Genomic DNA, 18114 nt, shown 5'->3' with positions numbered 1-18114 from the left:
GACCACGAAGATGGGCAAGATCCCGGACGTCTCGGTGATCGGCCTGCACGCCGACGCCGCCCTCAACGCCATGGCCGACGCCGGCCTGAAGCCGTCCGACATCGACGGCGTCGCAACCGCCGGCATCAGCCCGGTGGAGCTGGCCCACTACCTCGGCATCCGGCCGACCTACGCCGACGGCACCAGCGTCGGCGGCTGCTCCTTCATGCTGCACGTCCGCCACGCGGCGGCGGCGATCAACGCGGGGCTCGCCACCACCATCCTGATCACCCACGGCGAGAGCGGCCGATCCCGGGTCGGCGCCGGCGGCTTCGGCCGTTCGCCGTCGAGCCTGATGGGCCAGTTCGAGATGCCCTACGGACCGGTGGGTCCGCCGACCATGTTCACCGTGCCGGTGCTGCGCTACCTGAAGACCTACGGCCTGACGCCGGAGGACATGGCCCCGGTCGCCGTGATCCAGCGGGAGTGGGCGGCGAAGAACCCGCGCGCCAGCTATCGCGACCCGATCACCGTCGACGACGTCATGAACGCCGACATGATCGCCTGGCCGTTCACCAAGCTGATGTGCTGCCTGGTCACCGACGGCGGCGGCGCCCTGATCCTGACCTCGGCCGAGCGGGCGAAGGACTTCCCGCAGAAGCCGGTCTACGTGCTCGGCACGGGCGAGAGCGTCGAGACGCCGATGGTGTCGCAGATGTACGACTTCACCTCGTCCACCGCCTTCCGGATCTCGGGGAAGAAGGCGTTCGAGACCGCCGGCATCAGCCACGACGACGTCGACCACCTGATGATCTACGACGCCTTCGCCCACCTGCCGCTCTACGGCCTGGAGGACCTCGGCTTCGTGAAACCGGGCGAAGCGGCGGCGTTCATCCGGGAACGGAACACCGCGCCGGGCGGCAAGCTGCCGCTGAACACCAACGGCGGCGGGCTCTCCTACATGCATTCCGGGATGTACGGCATGTACGCCCTGCAGGAGAGCGTGCGGCAGATGCGCGGGATCGCCCCCGCCCAGGTGCCGGGCGCGAAGATCAGCGTCGCCCACGGCGTCGGCGGCATGTTCGCCGCCTCGGGCACGATCATCTTCTCCAACGAGGCGCCCTGATGAGGCGCCGGGCGGGGCTGGCGGCGGCGTTCGCCCTGCTGGCCGCGCCCGCCGCCGCCCAGGACCTCACCCTGACCGGCGTCATGATCGGGGCGGACCACCAGACCTACCGGGAGGTCCCGTTCCGGGTGCCGGCGGGGGTCACGGCGGTGACGGTGGAGTTCGCCTACACCGGCCGCGAGCAGAAGAGCGTCATCGAGCTGGGCCTCCGCGACCCGCAGCGGTTCCGGGGCTGGAGCGGGGGCAACAAGGCGCGGTTCACGGTTTCCGAGACCTGGGCCACGCCCTCCTACTTGCCGGGGCCGCTGCCGGCCGGGACCTGGCGGCTGATCCTCGGCGTGCCCAACCTGCGCAAGGACGCCCGCGCCGAATACACCGCCAAGGTCACCTTCGAGCGGAACGGCCGCTTCCAGGGGTTCGCCGAGGCCCCGCTGACGACAGGGCCCGCCTGGTACCGCGGCGACCTGCACCTGCACACCGCCCACTCCGACGGCTCCTGCGCCGCCCAGAGCGGAAAGCGCGCGCCCTGCCCGCTCTACCGCACCCTGGAGGCCGCCGCGGCGCGCGGGCTCGATTTCGTGGCGGTGACCGAGCACAACACCTCCTCCCATCACCAGGCCCTGGCCGAGCTGCAGCCCGCCTTCGACCGGCTGCTGCTGATCCCCGGACGCGAGATCACCACCTTCCAGGGCCACGCCAACGTCTTCGGGACCACCGCCCCGCTCGACTTCCAGCTGGGCGGCCCGCGCGCCCCGACGCTCGGCCGGATTCTCGACCAGGCGGAGGCCGCTGGCGCCCTGGTCTCCATCAACCATCCCGGCCTGCCTTCCGGCGAGGCCTGCATGGGCTGCGGCTGGACAGCGCCCACGGGGGATCGGCGCATCGCCGCGGTGGAGGCGATCAACGGGGGAAATGCGGTGGGGCTCGCCTTCTGGGAGGCGCGGCTGAACGAGGGCCGGCGGGTCACCGCCATCGGCGGATCCGACAACCACGACGCCACCCTCGATCCCGCTCGCGCGCCGGCGGTCGGGGTCCCCACCACCGTCGTCCACGCCGAAAACCTCTCCCAGGCCGCCATCCTCGACGCCCTCCGCGCCGGCCATGCCTTCGTGGACCTCGCCGGCTCCCGCGACCGGCTGCTCGACGTGACGGCCCGGGCCGGAAGCGCCTCGGCTCGCATGGGCGACGTCCTGCGCATTCCCGCCGGCGAGCGCGTCAGCGTCGAGGTCCGGCTGAAAGGTGTTGAGACGGGCCGCCTGGCCTACGCCGGGCCGCTGGCCGCCCGCATCCGGGAGGCCGGCGTCGGGCCGCTCTCGGCCGACGAGACCCGCACCCTCACCCTGGTCGGCGAGCAGCCCCTCTCCGGCTGGCTGCGGATCGACGTCCGCGGCCCCGACGGACGCCTCTGGCTGCTCGGCAATCCCATCTATCTGGAGCCCGCGACCTCCCGGCCCTGAACCGAAGCCAAGCTTCACGAGTTGAGGCGGAGGGAGGATGTGGATGGGTCACGGGGTTTCATCCGTCGTTCGCGCCTGCGCCGCCGCGGCGCTCGCCGCGACGCTTGCGGCCTGCGACCGCGAGCACCGCCCCCTGCAGCCCGCGCCCGGCGCCGAGACGGGGCCGAAGGGCGTGGCGGTGAGCGGCCTCTTCCCCGGCCAGCCCTCGCCCACCCCGACCGATCCGCGGGCCATCGCCTATGAGGGCAACGCCTTCCAGATCAGCCAGGGCCAGACCTACTACACCTGGTTCAACTGCGTCGGCTGCCACTTCAACGGCGGCGGCGGCATCGGCCCGCCGCTGATGGACGACAAGTGGATCTACGGCGGCGACATCGAGCAGATCTATGCCTCCATCGTCCAGGGCCGCCCGAACGGGATGCCGGCCTTCAAGGACAAGATTCCCGAGCAGCAGGTCTGGCAGATCGCCGCCTATGTGAAGTCGCTCTCGGGCGAGGCCGACCGCCTGGCGGCGCCCAGCCGCGCCGACAACCGCATGCGCTCCACCGGCCCGATCAACAACCAGGACCCGCAGGGGCAGAGCGGCGACTCCCCGGCGGCCAAGACGGGCGGCGGCGGATGAGCCAGGACGCACGGCGGGCGCCGGCGGGGGCCCTCCTGGCGCTCCTCCTGGCCGGCTGCAGCGGGATCCAGACGACGCTCGACCCGGCCGGCGACCAGGCGCGCGACATCGACGTGGTCTGGCGCACCATGCTGGTGGTCTGCGGGATCATGTACCTGCTGGTCATGGCCTTCCTGGCGTGGGCCCTGTGGCGCGCCCGCCGGGCGCCCGCTTCCGACATGCCGGTCACGGGCGAGACCGCCGCCGAGCCCGCCCTGCGCCGCGGCCTGGCCGGCTGGGCCGCCCTCATCGCCGCCGGCCTCGTCCTGCTCACCACCGTCAGCTTCCTGGTGGACCGCAGCCTGGCCGAGGCCGGCCCCGACCCGCTGCGCGTGAAGGTCACCGCCAACCAGTGGTGGTGGCAGGTGGAGTACGAAGGCGCCCTGCCGTCGGAGAACGTGCTCACCGCCAACGAACTGCACCTGCCGGTGGACCGGCCGGCGATCATCGAGCTGAAGTCCAACGACGTGATCCACTCCTTCTGGGTCCCGAACCTGGCCGGGAAGATGGACCTGATCCCCGGGCGGACGAACTATGTGGCGGTCACGCCCCGCCGCATCGGCGCCTTCCGCGGTCAATGCGCGGAGTTCTGCGGTTTCCAGCACGCCAAGATGGCCTTCGACGTGAAGGTGGACGACGCGACGGGCTTCGAGGCCTGGACCAGGCGCCAGATCGCGTCCGCCCCCGATCCGGTCTCGCCCGCCGCCGTCACCGGCAAGCAGCTGTTCGGGTCCAAGGCCTGCGTCATGTGCCACCGCGTGCAGGGAACGGACGCGGGCGGGTCCACCGGCCCGGACCTCACCCACCTCATGAGCCGCAGCCACATCGCCGCCGGCACCCTGCCCAACACCCGCGCGGCCCTGCAGGCCTGGATCGCCGACCCGCAGGGGATCAAGCCGGGCACGAAGATGCCCCGTGTCGAGCTGAGCTCCAGCGAGCTCAACGCCGTCGTCGCCTATCTGGAGACGCTGCGGTGAGCGCCTCCCTGACCGGCGTGGAGGCCGCCGAACACGACCGGCTCGAGCGCGCCTGGGCGGAGCGGCCGGGGCTTTGGGGCTTCCTCACCTCGGTCGATCCGAAGGCGATCGGCCGGCGCTACATCGTCACCGGCCTGGTCTTCCTCGTGCTGGGCGGCCTGCTCGCCGCCGCCATGCGCGCGCAGCTCTCCCGGCCCGAGAGCGGACTGATCGACCCGGACCGCTACAACCAGATCTTCAGTCTGCACGGCACGACGATGATGTTCCTCTTCGCCGTGCCGATCATGGAGGCCATGGCGGTCTACCTGACGCCCCTGATGGTGGGCGCGCGGACCATCGCCTTCCCGCGCCTGATCGCGTTCAGCTACTGGATCTACCTCGCCGGCGGGATCCTGATCTGGGTGGCCTTCGCCCTCGACGTGGGGCCGGAGACCGGCTGGTTTTCCTATGTCCCGCTGGCGGGGCCGCAGTTCTCGCCCGGCAAGCGCACCGACATCTGGGCCCAGATGGTGACCTTCACCGAGGTCGCCGCCCTGGCCACCGCCGTCGCCACCGCGGTCACCATCCTGAAGATGCGCGCGCCCGGCATGACGCTCGGCCGCATGCCGCTCTTCACCTGGTCCAGCCTGGTGACGGCCTTCATGATCGTGTTCGCCATGCCGGCGGTGATGCTGTCGACCAGCTTCCTGATCTCCGACCGGCTGATCGGCACCCACTTCTACAACGACGCCGAAGGCGGCTCGACGCTGCTGTGGCAGCACCTGTTCTGGTTCTTCGGCCACCCAGAGGTCTACATCATCTTCCTGCCCGCCCTGGGCTTCGTCTCGGAGATCGTGGCCACCTTCAGCCGGCGCAGCGTGTTCGGCTACCCCGTGATGGTGCTGGCCCTGATCGCCACCGGCTTCCTGGGCTTCGGCCTGTGGGTCCACCACATGTTCGCCACCGGCCTGCCGAGGCTGGGCAACAGCTTCTACACCGCCGCCAGCATGACGATCGCCATCCCCTCCGGGGTTCAGATCTTCTGCTGGATCGCCACCATGTGGGACGGCAAGCCCCGGTTCGCGACGCCGCTGCTGTTCGTGGTGGGCTTCATCGTCACCTTTGTCCTGGGCGGGCTGACGGGCGTGATGCTGGCCTCGGTCCCGCTCGACCTGCAGGTGCACGACACCTACTTCGTGGTCGCCCATTTCCACTACGTCCTGATCGGCGGAGCGGTGTTCCCGCTGCTGGGCGCCATCCACTACTGGTTCCCGAAGGCGATCGGCCGGATGCCGTCGGAGAAGGCCGGGAAGTGGAGCTTCTGGCTGATCTTCTCAGGGTTCCACATCGGCTTCTTCCCGATGCACATCCTGGGGCTCTGGGGCATGCCCCGGCGCGTCTACACCTATCCGGACGACATGGGCTGGGGCGGGCTCAACATGATCGCCTCCGGCGGGGCCTACCTGATGGCCGCCGGCGTGGCCGTCTATCTGCTCAACCTGATCGTCAGCGCCCGGCGCGGGGCGGTGGCGGGCCCCGACCCCTGGAAGGCCGGCGGGCTGGAGTGGGCCACGACCTCGCCGCCGCCGCCCTACAACTTCGGCCTGACGCCGGTGGTCGAGGGCCGCGAGCCGCTGTGGCTCGCTAAGGGCAGGCTGCCGGTGATGACCGGCCTGCACACCGATCACCGGGAGGTGCTGCTGACCACGGTGAGCGACGCCGTTCCGGACGTCCGCGAGGGCTCGCCGCCGCCCAGCATCTGGCCCTTCGTCACCGCGGTGGCGGTCACCGCCCTCTTCCTGGGCTCGATCTTCAACGAATGGGCGCTGGTCTGGCTCTCCCCGTTCGCCGTGCTGGCGGTCCTCGGCTGGTTCTGGCCGCGGCCGTCGCACTCCAAGACCGTCTCGCCTGACGAGCCGCGTGTCCCACCAGGGGCGCTCGCATGACCGCGCGGATCGTCGGCGACCTCTCCCGGCTGCCCTCCGCCGGCTTCCGCCAGCACGGCCTCTGGTTCTGGGCGGGCGCGGGCTTCATGCTGATCGAGGGCGTCGGCTTCCTGCTGGCCTTCGCGGCCTACCTCTACCTGATGAACGGCGCGGTGCAGTGGCCGCTGACCGACCGGGCGCCCGACCTCTTCTGGGGAAGCCTGGGGGCCGCCGTCTTCGTGGGCAGCCTGCTGCCGAACGCCTTCGCCTCCAAGGCAGCGCTCCGGCGCGACCTGGCCGCGACCCGCCGCTGGACGCTGGTCATGGCGCTCCTGGGGATCGCCATCCTGGTCATCCGCGCCTTCGAGTTTGGACACCTGAACACCCGCTGGGACCAGGACGCCTACGGCTCGATCGTCTTTGCCCTTGTGCTGATCCATACCGTCCACCTGATCACCGACTTCCTCGACACCGCCTTCCTGACGGTCTTCCTGTTCACCCACCCGGTGGACACCGAGCGGTTCTCCGACGTCGACGACAACGCCGGCTACTGGGCCTACATCGCCCTCTTCTGGCTGCCGACCTACGCCCTGGTCTACTGGGCCCCGCGGTGGGCGCCATGAGCCTTCGGCTGCGACGCTCCAGCCTCGCCCCCTGGGCAGGCGTCTTCCTGGGCGCGGCCGCCTGGTTCGCCCAGCACCAGGCGGCTTCCAACGCCGTCTACTGGGACTGCCGGCTGGGCGGGCCGTGGCTCACGGCGGGTACGGGGCTGGCCTGCGCCGCGCTGGTGGTCGCCGGGGGCCTGATCTCCTGGCGCGCCCGCGCCGCCCCGCCCTCGAGCGCCGACCGGCCGGAGAGCCGCGACTTCGCAGGCTGGCTGGGCGTCGGCGCCGCCGCCGTCTTCCTGTTCGCGGTCGTCCTGCAGACGATATCGGGCTTCATCGTGCCGGGGTGCTTCCGGTGATCCGTCTGGCGCTCCTCCTGGCCATGGTCCCGGGGATCGCCCTGGCCCACGCGCCGGAGGCCCCCGGCTGGAGCGGGCCCGAGCCCTGGATCGCGCTCCCCTGGCTGCTCGCCGCGGGGCTGTATGGCGCGGGGTTCCTCCGGCTGTGGCGACGATCGGCCAGTGGCCGGCCGGAGATGGCCCGGCGCGGGCAGATCTTCACGCTCGGCCTCCTGACGCTCGCGGTCTCGTCGCTGTCGCCGCTGCACGCCGCCAGCGGCCGCTCCTTCACCGCCCACATGATCGAGCACGAGCTGATCATGCTCGTGGCCGCGCCGCTGTTCGTCTGGTCGCGGCCGCTGGGCGTGATGATCTGGGCCTTCCCCGCCGGCGGGCGCCAGGCGCTGGCCGCCATCCCCCGCAGCCGGGCGGGCGGCGGGCTCTGGCGGTTCTTCTCCGATCCCCTGCTCGCCACCGTCCTGCAGGCCGCGGCCATCTGGATCTGGCACCTGCCCTCGCTGTTCGACCGGGCGCTCAAGCACGAGGGCTGGCACGCCGCCCAGCACCTGTCCTTCTTCGTCACCGCGCTCCTGTTCTGGTCGGCCATGCTGGGCCCGCGCCGCAACGCCTGGATCGCCGCCTTCTGCCTGTTCGCCACCTCGATGATCACCGGGGCGCTGGGCGCGTTCATGGCCCTGTCGGAGAGCCCCTGGTACGGCCCCTACGCCGCCCTGGGCCTGGCCGCCTTCGGCCTGACCCCGGCCGAGGACCAGCAGCTGGCGGGCCTGCTCATGTGGGTGCCGGGGGGGCTCCTGCACGCGATCGTCGCGGTGGCCATCCTCGCCCCGCACCTCAGGAGCGCGCCGATGAAGGAGGCGCACGATGCCTAGCAAAGCCCTGATCGCCGGCCTCGCCGGCGCCGCAGCCGTGCTCGTGATCGGGGGCAGCGTGGTCGGCGACCGGCTGCTGTCGCGCCGGCAGATGCACGAGCGCGTCGCCGTGATGACCGGCGGCGAGCCTGGTCAGGGCGAGGCCGCCATCCAGAGCCGCGCCTGCGGCGGCTGCCACGTGATCCCGGGCGTCTCCGGCGCGAGGGGCAAGGTGGGCCCGCCGCTCACCGGCTTCGCAGGCCGCGTCTACATCGGCGGACGGGCCAGCAACACGCCCGCCAACCTGGTCGCCTGGATCCAGGACCCGCACGCCATCGACCCGCAGAGCGCCATGCCCAACATGGGGATCGGCGAGGCCGAGGCCCGCGACATCGCCGCCTACCTGCTGACCCTCAACTGAGATGGCCGACAAGATGCTTGATTGCGTGGTGATCGGCGCAGGCCCCGCGGGGCTGACCGCGGCCATCTACCTGGCCCGCTTCCGGCGGGATTTCCGGGTGATCGAGTCCGGGTCGAGCCGGGCCGGATGGATACCCCGCAGCCACAACCTTCCGGGCTATCCCGACGGGGTGCGCGGCACGACCCTGCTGTCCCGCATGCGCCGCCAGGCGGAGAAATACGGGGCCCGTATCGGCTCCGGCCGGGTGGAGCGGCTCACGCCGGTCACCGGCGGCTTCGAGGTCGCCACCGAGACCGAGACCCTGCAGGCCCGCGCCGTCATCCTGGCCACCGGCGTGATCGACAACGCCCCCGATATCCCGGGCCTTGAAGACGGGGTGGCCAGGGGCCTCGTCCGGATCTGTCCGATCTGCGACGGCTACGAGGTGATCGGCCAGAAAGTGGGCGTCATCGGCCGCGACGACCACTGCGCGCGCGAGGCCCTCTTCATCCGGGCCACCTATTCCGACGACGTCACCTTCATTCACGTGGGCCACGACCCGCCGGACCCTGCGCTGCGCCGGGAGCTCAAGAAGGCCGGCGTCGAGGTCATCGACAGCGCCGTCCAGGGGGTGGTGGTCGAGAAGCGGAAGATCACCGCCTTCGACTTCGGCGCGGGCGAGCCCAGGAAGTTCGACGTGGTCTATTCGGCCCTGGGCGTGACGCCGCGCGTGCAGCTGGCGGTGCAGGCGGGGGCGAAGCTCGACGACAGCGGACGGCTCGTCGTGAACGATCACCAGGAGACCTCTGTCCCCGGCCTCTACGCCGCCGGCGACGTCGTGCGCGGCCTGAACCAGATCTCCACGGCGGAGGGCGAGGCGGCGACCGCGGCCACCGACATCCACAACCGCCTGCGGGAGGGCCGCTAGCGGTCGAACTTGGTGGAGAGCACGATCGAGGAGTTGGTGCGCTCCACGCCGGGCAGCTCGCCGATCTCATCGATCAGGGCGTCCATCTCCGCGACGCTGGGCGCGTCGACGGTGGCGACCATGTCGAAGGGCCCGCTCACCGACTGCAGGCGGCGCACGCCAGGCATCCGCTTCAAGGCCGCGGTCACCGCCGCCGCCTGCTTGGGCTCGACGGTGAGCATGATGAAGGCGTGGACCCGCGCCGCCTCGTGGCGCTCGGAGAGGCGCACCGCGTAGCCGGCGATCACGCCGGACCGCTCGAGCTTGGCCAGCCGGCTCTGCACCGTGGTCCGCGACAGGCCAAGCGCCCGGGCCAGCTCCGCCACCGGCGCGCGGGCGTTCTCCCGCAGCCGCGCCAGGAGGTGCTCGTCGAGGTCGTCCATCGTCACTCCGCCGCTGGGGTTCGTCGACTCGCCCACAATACCTGAACAAAGCGCCGAAGCGTCAATTGATACCGGCTGAGCCGTGGCGGACCCTTGGGCCTGGATTCTCCGGGAGGCATTCGATGCGCAAGGTGGCTGTGGTCGGCGCGGGCAAGATCGGCTCGACGGTCGTCGACCTGCTGGTGGGCTCCGGCGCCTACGAGGTGCTGGTGATCGACCAGTCGGGCGAGGCGCTGAAGGCGCTGCAGCCGCGGATCGGCGTCGAGACCGCCGCCATGGCCATCGACGACGTGGACGCGCTCGCCCAGGCGCTGAAGGGCCGCTTCGCCGTGGTCAACTGCGCGCCCTACCACCTGACCGTCACCGTGGCCCGCGCCGCCGCGGCGGCCGGCGCCCACTACCTGGACCTCACCGAGGACGTGGCGTCCAGCCGCGTGACCCGCGAGCTCGCCCAGACCTCGGGCACGGCGTTCATCCCGCAGTGCGGCCTGGCCCCCGGCTTCATCACCATCGCGGCCTGGGACCTCTGCAAGCACTTCGACGAACTGCACGACGTGCGACTGCGCGTCGGCGCCCTGCCGCGCTATCCGTCCAATGCGCTGAACTACAACCTCACCTGGTCCACGGACGGGGTGATCAACGAGTACTGCGAGCCCTGCGAGGCCGTGGTGAACGGCAAGCTGCGCGAAGTGCCGGCCATGGAGGAGTGCGAGGAGTTCGCCCTCGACGGCGTCACCTACGAGGCGTTCAACACGTCGGGCGGTCTCGGCACGCTCTGCGCGACGCTCGAAGGCCGGGTCCGCAACCTCAACTACAAGACCATCCGCTATCCCGGGCACGCGGCCATCATGAAGGCCCTGCTGAACGACCTGAACCTGCGCAACCGCCGCGACGTGCTCAAGGACATCCTGGAGAACTCCGTCCCGGCCACCCTGCAGGACGTGGTCATCGTCTTCGTCACCGTCTCGGGGATGAAGGACGGCCGGCTGATGCAGGAGACCTATGTGAACAAGGTCTACGCCCGCATGGTCGGCGGCCACCTGAAGAGCGCCATTCAGATCACCACCGCCGGCGCCATCTGCGCCGTGCTCGACATGCTGGCCGACGGCAAGCTGCCGCAACAGGGCTTCATCCGGCAGGAGGACATCCCGCTGGACGACTTCCTGGCCAACCGCTTCGGCCGGTTCTATGCCCCCGAAGACCAGATCACCTTCCGCGCCGCCGCCGAGTAAGCGTCCCATGACCCTGCAAGCCAAGATCACGTCGGCCGCCGCCGACGCCGCCCAGGTGCTGGAGCGCCTCGGCGTCCCCGCCGCGCTCACCACGGGCGGCGACCGCCCCGTCCGCTCGCCGGTGACCGGCGAGGTCATCGCCCACGTGCACGACAACACGCCCGCCCAGGTGGACGCCGCCGTCGAGGCCGCCCACGAGGCCTTCCTGGCCTGGCGCGTGGTCCCCGCGCCGCGCCGCGGCGAACTCGTGCGCCTGTTCGGCGAGGAGCTGCGCGCCGCCAAGGCCGACCTCGCCCGCCTCGTGACCCTGGAGGCCGGCAAGGTCGTCTCGGAGGCCAACGGCGAAGTGCAGGAGATGATCGACATCTGCGACTACGCGGTCGGCCTCTCCCGCCAGCTGTTCGGCCTGACCATCGCCACCGAGCGCCCGGACCACCGGATGATGGAGACCTGGCACCCGCTGGGCGTCGTCGGCATCATCTCGGCGTTCAACTTCCCCGTGGCCGTGTGGTCGTGGAACTCGGCGCTGGCGCTGGTCTGCGGCGACGCCTGCGTCTGGAAGCCGTCGGAGAAGACCCCGCTGACGGCGCTCGCCGTCCAGGCCCTGTTCGAACGCGCCGTGGCGAAGTTCGGTGAGGCCCCGGCCAACCTGTCGGCCGTGGTGATCGGCGGCCGCGAGGTCGGCGAGCGGCTGGTGGACCACCGCAAGGTGCCGCTGGTCTCGGCCACCGGCTCCACGGCCATGGGCCGCGCGGTCGGCCCGCGGCTGGCGCACCGCTTCGCCCGCGCCCTGCTCGAGCTCGGCGGCAACAATGCCGCCATCGTGGCGCCGAGCGCCGACCTGGACCTGGCGCTTCGCGGGATCGCCTTCGCCGCCATGGGCACCGCCGGCCAACGCTGCACCACGCTGCGGCGCCTTTTCATCCACGAGAGCCACTACGACGCCTTCCTGCCCCGGCTGAAGGCGGCCTACGCCTCCGTGCCGGTGGGCGACCCCCGCGAGGCCGGGACGCTGGTGGGCCCGCTGATCGACCAGGGCTCGCGCTCGCAGATGGTCAAGGCCATCAACGACGCCATCGCCGCCGGCGGCAAGGTCCATGGCGGCGAGGCCGTCGAGGTCCCCGGCTGCCCGGACGCCGCCTATGTGCGGCCGGCCCTGGTGGAGATGCCGGAGCAGGCCGAGGTGGTCCGCCGCGAGACCTTCGCGCCGATCCTCTACGTCATGAAGTACAGGGACCTGGCGGACGCCATCCGGCTGCAGAACGACGTGCCCCAGGGCCTGTCGTCCTCGATCTTCACCAACGACATGCGCGAGGCCGAGCTGTTCATCTCGGCCGCGGGCTCGGACTGCGGCATCGCCAACGTCAACATCGGCCCCTCGGGCGCCGAGATCGGCGGGGCGTTCGGCGGCGAGAAGGAGACCGGCGGCGGCCGCGAGGCCGGCTCCGATTCCTGGAAGGCCTACATGCGCCGGGCGACCAACACGCTCAACTACGGCCGCACCCTGCCGCTGGCCCAGGGCGTGACGTTCGACGTGTGACCCGTCGCGGCGCTGCGCCTCAGGCGCGGCGCCGGTCCTCGCTGAACGGCGCCTCCAGGAAGGTCAGCAGCTCCCCCAGCGGCATGGGACGGCCGAGCAGGTAGCCCTGCGCCTGGTCGCAGCCCATGGCCGAGAGGCGCGCGAAGCAGGCTTCGGTCTCTACCCCCTGGGCGGTCACCTTCAGGCCCAGGCCGTGCGCCAGCTCGATGGCGGAGCGCACGATCACGCCGTCGCGCCGGCTCTCGCCAAGGCCGCGCACGATCGACCTGTCGATCTTCAGCTCGTGGGCCCGGACCGCCTTGAGGTGGCCGAGCGACGACAATCCGGCCCCGAAGTCGTCGATGGCGAGACCCAGGCCAGCGGCGGCGAGGCGCTCGAGGGCGGCCGGCGCAAGCTCGGGATTGTCGATGACGGCGGCCTCGGTCACCTCGAAGGTCAGCCGGCCGCGGGCGGCGCTCGCTTCGGCGAGGGCGAAGTCGGCGAAGTCCCGCTCCGCCAGCGTCCGGGCGGAGATGTTGAGCGCCATCTCGATGGCGTGGCCGGCGGCGGCCAGGACCTTCTGGTCGCCGATCGCGCGGCGCAGGGCCCAGATGTTGAGCTCGCGGATGTGGCCGGTCTCCTCGGCCATGGCCACGAAGCGGTCGGCGTGCAGCAGGCCGCGCACCGGATGGCGCCAGCGGGCCAGCGCTTCCACCGCCGTCACCTGCCGCAGTCGCAGGTCGAACTTGGGCTGGTAGTGCAGCTCCATTCCGCCGTCCTCCAGCGCCCTCGCCAGCGCCGACATCAGCGACAGGTTGGCGGCCGGGTCGCCGTAGGCCTCGGCGTCGAAGAAGGCGACGCCACGCCGCAGACCGCGGACCTGGTCCAGCGCGATGCTGGCCAACTCGATGTTCGCGGTCGCGTCGAGCGTGGGATCCAGAGGCGACAGACCAAGGTCCAGCGGCAGCTCCACGGCCTCGCCGCCGGCCAGCCGCAACGGATGCTCCAGCTCGATCAGCAGCCGGCGGGCGTCGTCCAGCGCCGCGTCCGGCCCCCGCGCCACCAGGGTGAAACCCAGGACGTCCGGGGCGATCCGCGCGACGCCCGAGGCCGGCGCGAGCCCGGCCAGCCGCCGGCCCAGCGCCTGCACCGCCTGTGCGGCCAGGCCGTAGCCCACCGCGCCGCGCAGCCGGTCAAACCTGCGCACGCCCAGGGTCGCCACATAGGCATGGCCGTGCGGCCGGTCCGCGAGTCCGTCCACCGCCCGCTCGAGGACGGGCCGCGCGGGCAGGCCGGTCTCCGCATCGTGCAGCGCCAGGTGCGTGATCCGCCGTTCCCTGTCGCGGGTCGCCGTGGCCATGGCGTTGAAGCTCTCGGTCAGGCCGGCCAGCGCATCGTGGCGGACGGGCGCGAGCCGGGCGTCCTCGCCGAGTTCGAGCCGTCGTGCGGCGGCCTCCAGCTCGGCCACGCGCCGAGTGATCGCGCGCAAGGTCGTCCAGCCGGCGAGGCCCACGGCCGCCGATCCCAGGATGCAGAGCAACGCGCCCGTCACGAGCAGCGGCGCGCCGCCGCCGGGCGCCGGACGCGACGCCAGGTGCGCCGTGAACAGGGCGACGGCGGCCAGGAACAGGCCCGCGCCGAAGAGAACGGCGTACAGCGCCGCCAGCCGCCGGCTCAGCCGCTTCAGGATCATCGCCAGACGAGGCTCACAGCCACAGGGTCGCCAACGGCCCGAGCTTGACTGTAGGTTGTGAACCGGCCGTAAACCCTGTTCGTCCTCGGCGTTTGCCCTATGGTCGGGGGTTGGGCACAATCGGGACTTTCCGACTGCCCCTTTTCGAAAGCCCGTAACTTTGACGATTTCCCCCGTGGCGGCCCAACAGCCGGTCGCCAACCCCCTCGCGTCCGTGGACGCCCTCGTGGAGGGGCTGGCCTCGGTCGGCTACATCGCCTCTCGCCGCATCGCCACCGCCCTGTTCATGGCGGTGAACCTGCAGAAGCCGATCCTGGTGGAAGGCTCCGCCGGCGTCGGCAAGACGGAGCTGGCGCTCTCCACCGCCGCCCTGCTCGGCCACCCACTGATCCGCATGCAGTGCTACGAGGGCCTGGACGAGTCCAAGGCGCTCTACGAGTGGAAGTACGGCAAGCAGCTGCTCTACACCCAGATCCTCAAGGACCGCATGGGCGAGAGCCTGGCCGACGCGCCGACCATGGACGCGGCCATGGACCGGCTGCACGGCATGGGCGACCTGTTCTTCTCCGAGCCGTTCCTGGAGCCGCGCCCGCTGATGCAGGCGCTGAAGCAGGACGCCGGCTGCGTGCTGCTGATCGACGAGATCGACAAGTCGGACGAGGCCTTCGAGGCCTTCCTGCTGGAAGTGCTCTCGGCCTACCAGGTCTCGGTGCCCGAACTCGGCGTCATCAAGGCGAAGGTCCCGCCGCTGGTGTTCCTGACCTCCAACAACGTCCGCGACCTGGGCGACGCGCTGAAGCGCCGCTGCCTGCACCTGCATATCCCCCTGCCGGAGCCAGCGCTGGAGGAGCGGATCGTGCTCAGCCGCGTGCCGGGCGTCGAGGGCCGGCTGGCCCACGACCTGGTGGCCTTCGTCCAGTCGCTGCGCACGCTCGACCTGCGCAAGGCGCCCTCGATCTCCGAGACCGTGGACTGGGCCCGCGCGCTGATCCTGCTGCACGCCGACAGCCTCGACCCGGCCATCGTCAAGGACACCCTCAACGTCATCCTGAAGTTCGAGCAGGACATCGACCAGGTGGAGCCCCAGATCGTGGAGCTCCTGACCCGGCGGTGATGGGCGGGACGTGATGCAGCACACCCTGCAGGACTTCCTCCGCGCCCTGCGCGCCGCCGACGTCCGGGTCTCGCCGGCCGAGGCGATCGATGCGGCGCGGACGGTGGACGCCGTGGGTTACGCGGACCGCGAGCTGTTCAAGGACGCGCTCTGCGCGACGCTGGCCAAGTCGCAGGCGGAGGTCGCCGCCTTCGACCGAACCTTCGAGACCTTCTTCGCCCGCCACGCGCTCGACCTGCCGCCCCCGCCTCCGAAGGGCGGTGAGGCGGACGGCGCGCCGGAGCCCGCGGAGGCCGCGGAGTCGCCGCTCGCCAAGGCCCTCCTGGAGGGGGACGCGGCGGCCGTGCAGCAGCAGATGGAGGAGGCGGCGCGCCGGGCCGGCGTCGCCGAAATCCGGCTTTCCACCCAGCGGAGCCGTCTCACCCGCCGCATGCTGGACGAGATGGGCTTGGCCGAGATCGAGAAGATCATCGCCAACGCCCGGCGCTTCCCCGAGCAGCAGGGGCTGGCCGAGCGGCTGGACGCCGGCCGCCGCGCGCTGATGGCCGAGGCGCAGAAGTACGTCGAGCGCCAGCACGAGCTCTATGCCGCCGGCTCCGGCCGGCAGCTTCGGGAGGAGATGCTGGCCCGCAAGGCGCTGAACGCCGAGGGCGGGATCGACCCCGTGGACCTCGCGATCATGCAGCAGCTGGTCCGCAAGATGGCCAAGCGCCTGGCCGACCGCTACTCGCGCCGCCGCCACCGCGCCCGGCGCGGCCACCTGGACGTGCGCAAGACGCTGCGCCGCTCCATGGGCTACGGCGGCGTGCCCTTCGACATCGTCTGGAAGAGCCACAAGGTCGACAAGCCGTCGATCGTGGCGATCTGCGACGTCTCGAAATCCGTGGCCGCGGCGGCCCAGTTCCTGCTGACCTTCCTCTATTCCCTGAACGAGGTGGTCGACCGCCTGGACGCCTTCGCCTTCTCCGGCCGCCTGATCCCGGTGGACGACATCCTCGACGACCATGCCGTCGAGCAGGCCATCCTGAAGGTCCTGCAGACCATCGGCTTCCAGCAGACCGACTACGGCAAGTCGCTGGAGGACTTCTGCGACCAGCACCTCGACCGGCTCGATCGCCACACCACGGTGATCTTCCTGGGCGACGGCCGCTCCAACTTCGCCGACCCGCGACTCGACCTGATGAACCTGATCCACCAGCGCAGCCGCGCGGTGATCTGGCTGAACCCCGAGCCCGAGAGCTACTGGGGCCAGGGCGACAGCGTCATGGACCGCTACGCCCGCTACTGCCACGTGGCCAAGACCTGCAACACGCTGGAAGGCCTTGAGCGGGTCATCGAGGACGTGCTGCGGACCTACATCCCGCACTAGCCCCTTAGCGCCGCGGCGCGCCGCTCACGGATGTCGCCGGCGATGGCTTCCTGCCGGGCGCGGGTGATGGCGTAGGGCATGAACACCACGGCCCCCACCACGCAGAACAGCGCCGCCAGCGGCCCCCAGCTCAGCACCAGGCCCGCCAGCACCTCCTCGCCGATCACCGCATGAACCTGCCGGCCGGCCTCGCGCGGGAAACGCATGAGGTCGAGGGCGAGCCCGCCGACCAGGGTGCCGACGCCCGCCGCCGCCTTGCCGGCGAATCCCAGGCCCGAGAAGTAGAGGCCCTCCCGGCGCGTCCCGAAGGCGTGTTCGTGCTCGTCCGCGGCGTCGGCCATCATCGCAGGGAAGGCGATGAACACGATCCCGGAGCCCAGCCCGACCAGGAGCTGCATGGGCACGAGCCAGGCGAGCGCCGCCTGGCCCTCGGGCGCGACGACGCCGGCGGCCCGCAGGCACGGCAGCACGGTCCAGCCGATCATCACCATGCTGAAGCCGATCGCCGCGGCGGTGCGCTTCTCGATCCAGCGCAGCAGCAGCGGCGTCAGCGGCACGCCCAGCAGGATGCCGAACAGGAAGGCGTAGGAGAGGACCTGGATCACCTCCGGCCGCAGCTTCCAGACGAAGACGTAGGCGTGGTTGTTCAGCGTCTGGTGGATGCCCGCGGCGCTGGAGAACAGCAGCATGGCCAGGAACAGCACGCGAAACGACGGGCTGCGGAAGATCTCGAGGATCTCGCCGACGATCCGCCGCCCCATCGCGGCGGGCTTGTCCTCCGGCTGTGGCAGGCCCGCCGCGTAGCGCCACAGGCCCGCACAGCACAGCAGGCCGACCACCAGCACGACGCTCGCCACCGTCCAGCCGAACTGCGGGTAGCGCTCCGGCCTCTGCAGCCCGCCCTCGCCGGCGAAGAACACCGAATAGGCCAGGGCGGTGACCACCACGCTCGTTACGATGCCGGCCAGCAGCCGGTAGGCGACGATCCGCGAGCGCTCCACATAGTCGTCCGACATCTCCCCGCCGAGCGCGAAGTAGGGGATGTTGTACATTGAGGCGAAGGCCCGCACGGCCATCTTGGTCAGGGTCAGCCAGGCGAACAGCGCCATCACCGTCAGCCCGGCTGGCGGGCTGAACATCAGGCCCATGGCGACCATGGTCAGGGGCGCGGCCAGCAGCATCACCGGTAGTCGTCGGCCGAAGCGCGAGCGGACACTGTCCGACCAGGAGCCGATCAGCGGGTCGAAGGCGGCGTCCAGGGTCATGCTGATCGCGACGGCCGCGCCGACCAGCCCGCCCGACAGGCCGAGGACGGCGGTGTAGTAGAAGAAGACGAAGGTGTTGACGGTCAGGTAGCCGCTCTCGACCACCTGGCCGAAGCAGTAGGAGAGCTTGATCGCCGCCGACGGCCTGGCCGTGACCGCTCGAGGTTCCGCGCCGGCGAGACCGGCCACACCATCCGCCACCGCCATGACGTTCCTCCCAGAACGTTCCTTGCGAACGACGGTATCGGAGACCGCC

General features: G+C 71.2%; 17 protein-coding genes. 14 read left to right on the top strand and 3 right to left on the bottom strand.

Going from position 1 to position 18114, the window contains the following annotated elements; all coding sequences use genetic code 11:
- From VM685_RS09565 to VM685_RS09520, 10 genes are all read left to right on the top strand, one after another.
- Positions 1-1105 (top strand): thiolase C-terminal domain-containing protein (locus VM685_RS09565; RefSeq protein ID WP_325459915.1); only part of this gene is annotated, 1105 nt, incomplete at its 5' end.
- Positions 1105-2562 (top strand): CehA/McbA family metallohydrolase, encoded by a 1458-nt coding sequence (locus VM685_RS09560; protein ID WP_325459914.1) that lies wholly within the window; start codon positions 1105-1107, stop codon positions 2560-2562. The genes VM685_RS09565 and VM685_RS09560, both read left to right, overlap by 1 nt.
- Before the next feature lie 43 nt (positions 2563-2605).
- Entirely contained in the window at positions 2606-3184 is a 579-nt protein-coding gene (locus VM685_RS09555) for a cytochrome c (protein WP_325459913.1), read from the top strand.
- Positions 3181-4200: a cytochrome c oxidase subunit II gene (gene coxB / locus VM685_RS09550; protein ID WP_325459912.1), complete on the top strand. Its 1020-nt coding sequence runs from the start codon at positions 3181-3183 to the stop codon at positions 4198-4200. The genes VM685_RS09555 and coxB overlap by 4 nt, the downstream gene beginning before the upstream one ends.
- Positions 4197-6125 (top strand): cytochrome c oxidase subunit I, encoded by a 1929-nt coding sequence (gene ctaD / locus VM685_RS09545; RefSeq protein WP_325459911.1) that lies wholly within the window; start codon positions 4197-4199, stop codon positions 6123-6125. Before coxB ends, ctaD begins: the two co-directional genes overlap by 4 nt.
- Positions 6122-6727, top strand: coding sequence for a hypothetical protein (locus VM685_RS09540; RefSeq protein WP_325459910.1), 606 nt, complete (start codon positions 6122-6124; stop codon positions 6725-6727). The genes ctaD and VM685_RS09540 overlap by 4 nt, the downstream gene beginning before the upstream one ends.
- Complete coding sequence (locus VM685_RS09535) at positions 6724-7068, top strand: hypothetical protein (RefSeq protein ID WP_325459909.1); 345 nt, start codon at positions 6724-6726, stop codon at positions 7066-7068. Before VM685_RS09540 ends, VM685_RS09535 begins: the two co-directional genes overlap by 4 nt.
- The gene (locus VM685_RS09530) at positions 7056-7937 is read left to right on the top strand and encodes a cytochrome c oxidase assembly protein (protein ID WP_325459908.1); all 882 of its coding nucleotides are present in this window, start codon (positions 7056-7058) and stop codon (positions 7935-7937) included. Before VM685_RS09535 ends, VM685_RS09530 begins: the two co-directional genes overlap by 13 nt.
- Complete coding sequence (locus tag VM685_RS09525; RefSeq protein WP_325459907.1) at positions 7930-8337, top strand: c-type cytochrome; 408 nt, start codon at positions 7930-7932, stop codon at positions 8335-8337. The genes VM685_RS09530 and VM685_RS09525 overlap by 8 nt, the downstream gene beginning before the upstream one ends.
- A 1-nt stretch (position 8338) precedes the next feature.
- Positions 8339-9244: an NAD(P)/FAD-dependent oxidoreductase gene (locus VM685_RS09520; protein WP_325459906.1), complete on the top strand. Its 906-nt coding sequence runs from the start codon at positions 8339-8341 to the stop codon at positions 9242-9244.
- Here the strand turns inward: VM685_RS09520 and VM685_RS09515 are convergent.
- Positions 9241-9666, bottom strand: a complete 426-nt coding sequence (locus tag VM685_RS09515; RefSeq protein ID WP_325459905.1) for an Lrp/AsnC family transcriptional regulator — start codon at positions 9664-9666, stop codon at positions 9241-9243. The two genes, VM685_RS09520 and VM685_RS09515, sit on opposite strands and share 4 nt — an antisense overlap.
- A 122-nt stretch (positions 9667-9788) precedes the next feature.
- Here VM685_RS09515 and VM685_RS09510 point away from each other — a divergent pair, with 122 nt between their 5' ends.
- Both VM685_RS09510 and VM685_RS09505 read left to right on the top strand, forming a co-directional pair.
- On the top strand, positions 9789-10898 hold the full coding sequence (locus tag VM685_RS09510; protein WP_325459904.1) for a saccharopine dehydrogenase family protein: 1110 nt from the start codon (positions 9789-9791) through the stop codon (positions 10896-10898).
- 7 nt (positions 10899-10905) lie between these two features.
- Positions 10906-12438, top strand: a complete 1533-nt coding sequence (locus VM685_RS09505) for an aldehyde dehydrogenase family protein (protein WP_325459903.1) — start codon at positions 10906-10908, stop codon at positions 12436-12438.
- A 19-nt stretch (positions 12439-12457) separates the two neighbouring features.
- Here VM685_RS09505 and VM685_RS09500 read toward each other — a convergent pair whose 3' ends face one another.
- A complete protein-coding gene (locus VM685_RS09500; protein WP_325459902.1) occupies positions 12458-14110 on the bottom strand; it encodes an EAL domain-containing protein in 1653 nt (550 codons plus the stop codon).
- A gap of 160 nt (positions 14111-14270) precedes the next feature.
- On the opposite strand from VM685_RS09500, the gene VM685_RS09495 reads away from it, so the two are divergent.
- Both VM685_RS09495 and VM685_RS09490 read left to right on the top strand, forming a co-directional pair.
- Complete coding sequence (locus VM685_RS09495) at positions 14271-15224, top strand: MoxR family ATPase (protein ID WP_325459901.1); 954 nt, start codon at positions 14271-14273, stop codon at positions 15222-15224.
- A 13-nt stretch (positions 15225-15237) separates the two neighbouring features.
- Positions 15238-16593 carry a VWA domain-containing protein gene (locus VM685_RS09490; protein ID WP_325459900.1) on the top strand — a complete coding sequence of 452 codons (1356 nt, stop codon included), beginning with the start codon at positions 15238-15240 and terminating at the stop codon, positions 16591-16593.
- Here the strand turns inward: VM685_RS09490 and VM685_RS09485 are convergent.
- Positions 16590-18065: an MFS transporter gene (locus VM685_RS09485; RefSeq protein ID WP_325459899.1), complete on the bottom strand. Its 1476-nt coding sequence runs from the start codon at positions 18063-18065 to the stop codon at positions 16590-16592. The two genes, VM685_RS09490 and VM685_RS09485, sit on opposite strands and share 4 nt — an antisense overlap.
- Positions 18066-18114 lie beyond the last annotated feature (49 nt).

Source organism: Phenylobacterium sp., assembly GCF_035539035.1.
In the GTDB taxonomy this organism is placed as follows: Bacteria; Pseudomonadota; Alphaproteobacteria; order Caulobacterales; family Caulobacteraceae; genus Phenylobacterium.
Note: the sequence above shows the minus strand (reverse complement) of the source record. Positions and strands in the feature narration are given on the sequence as shown.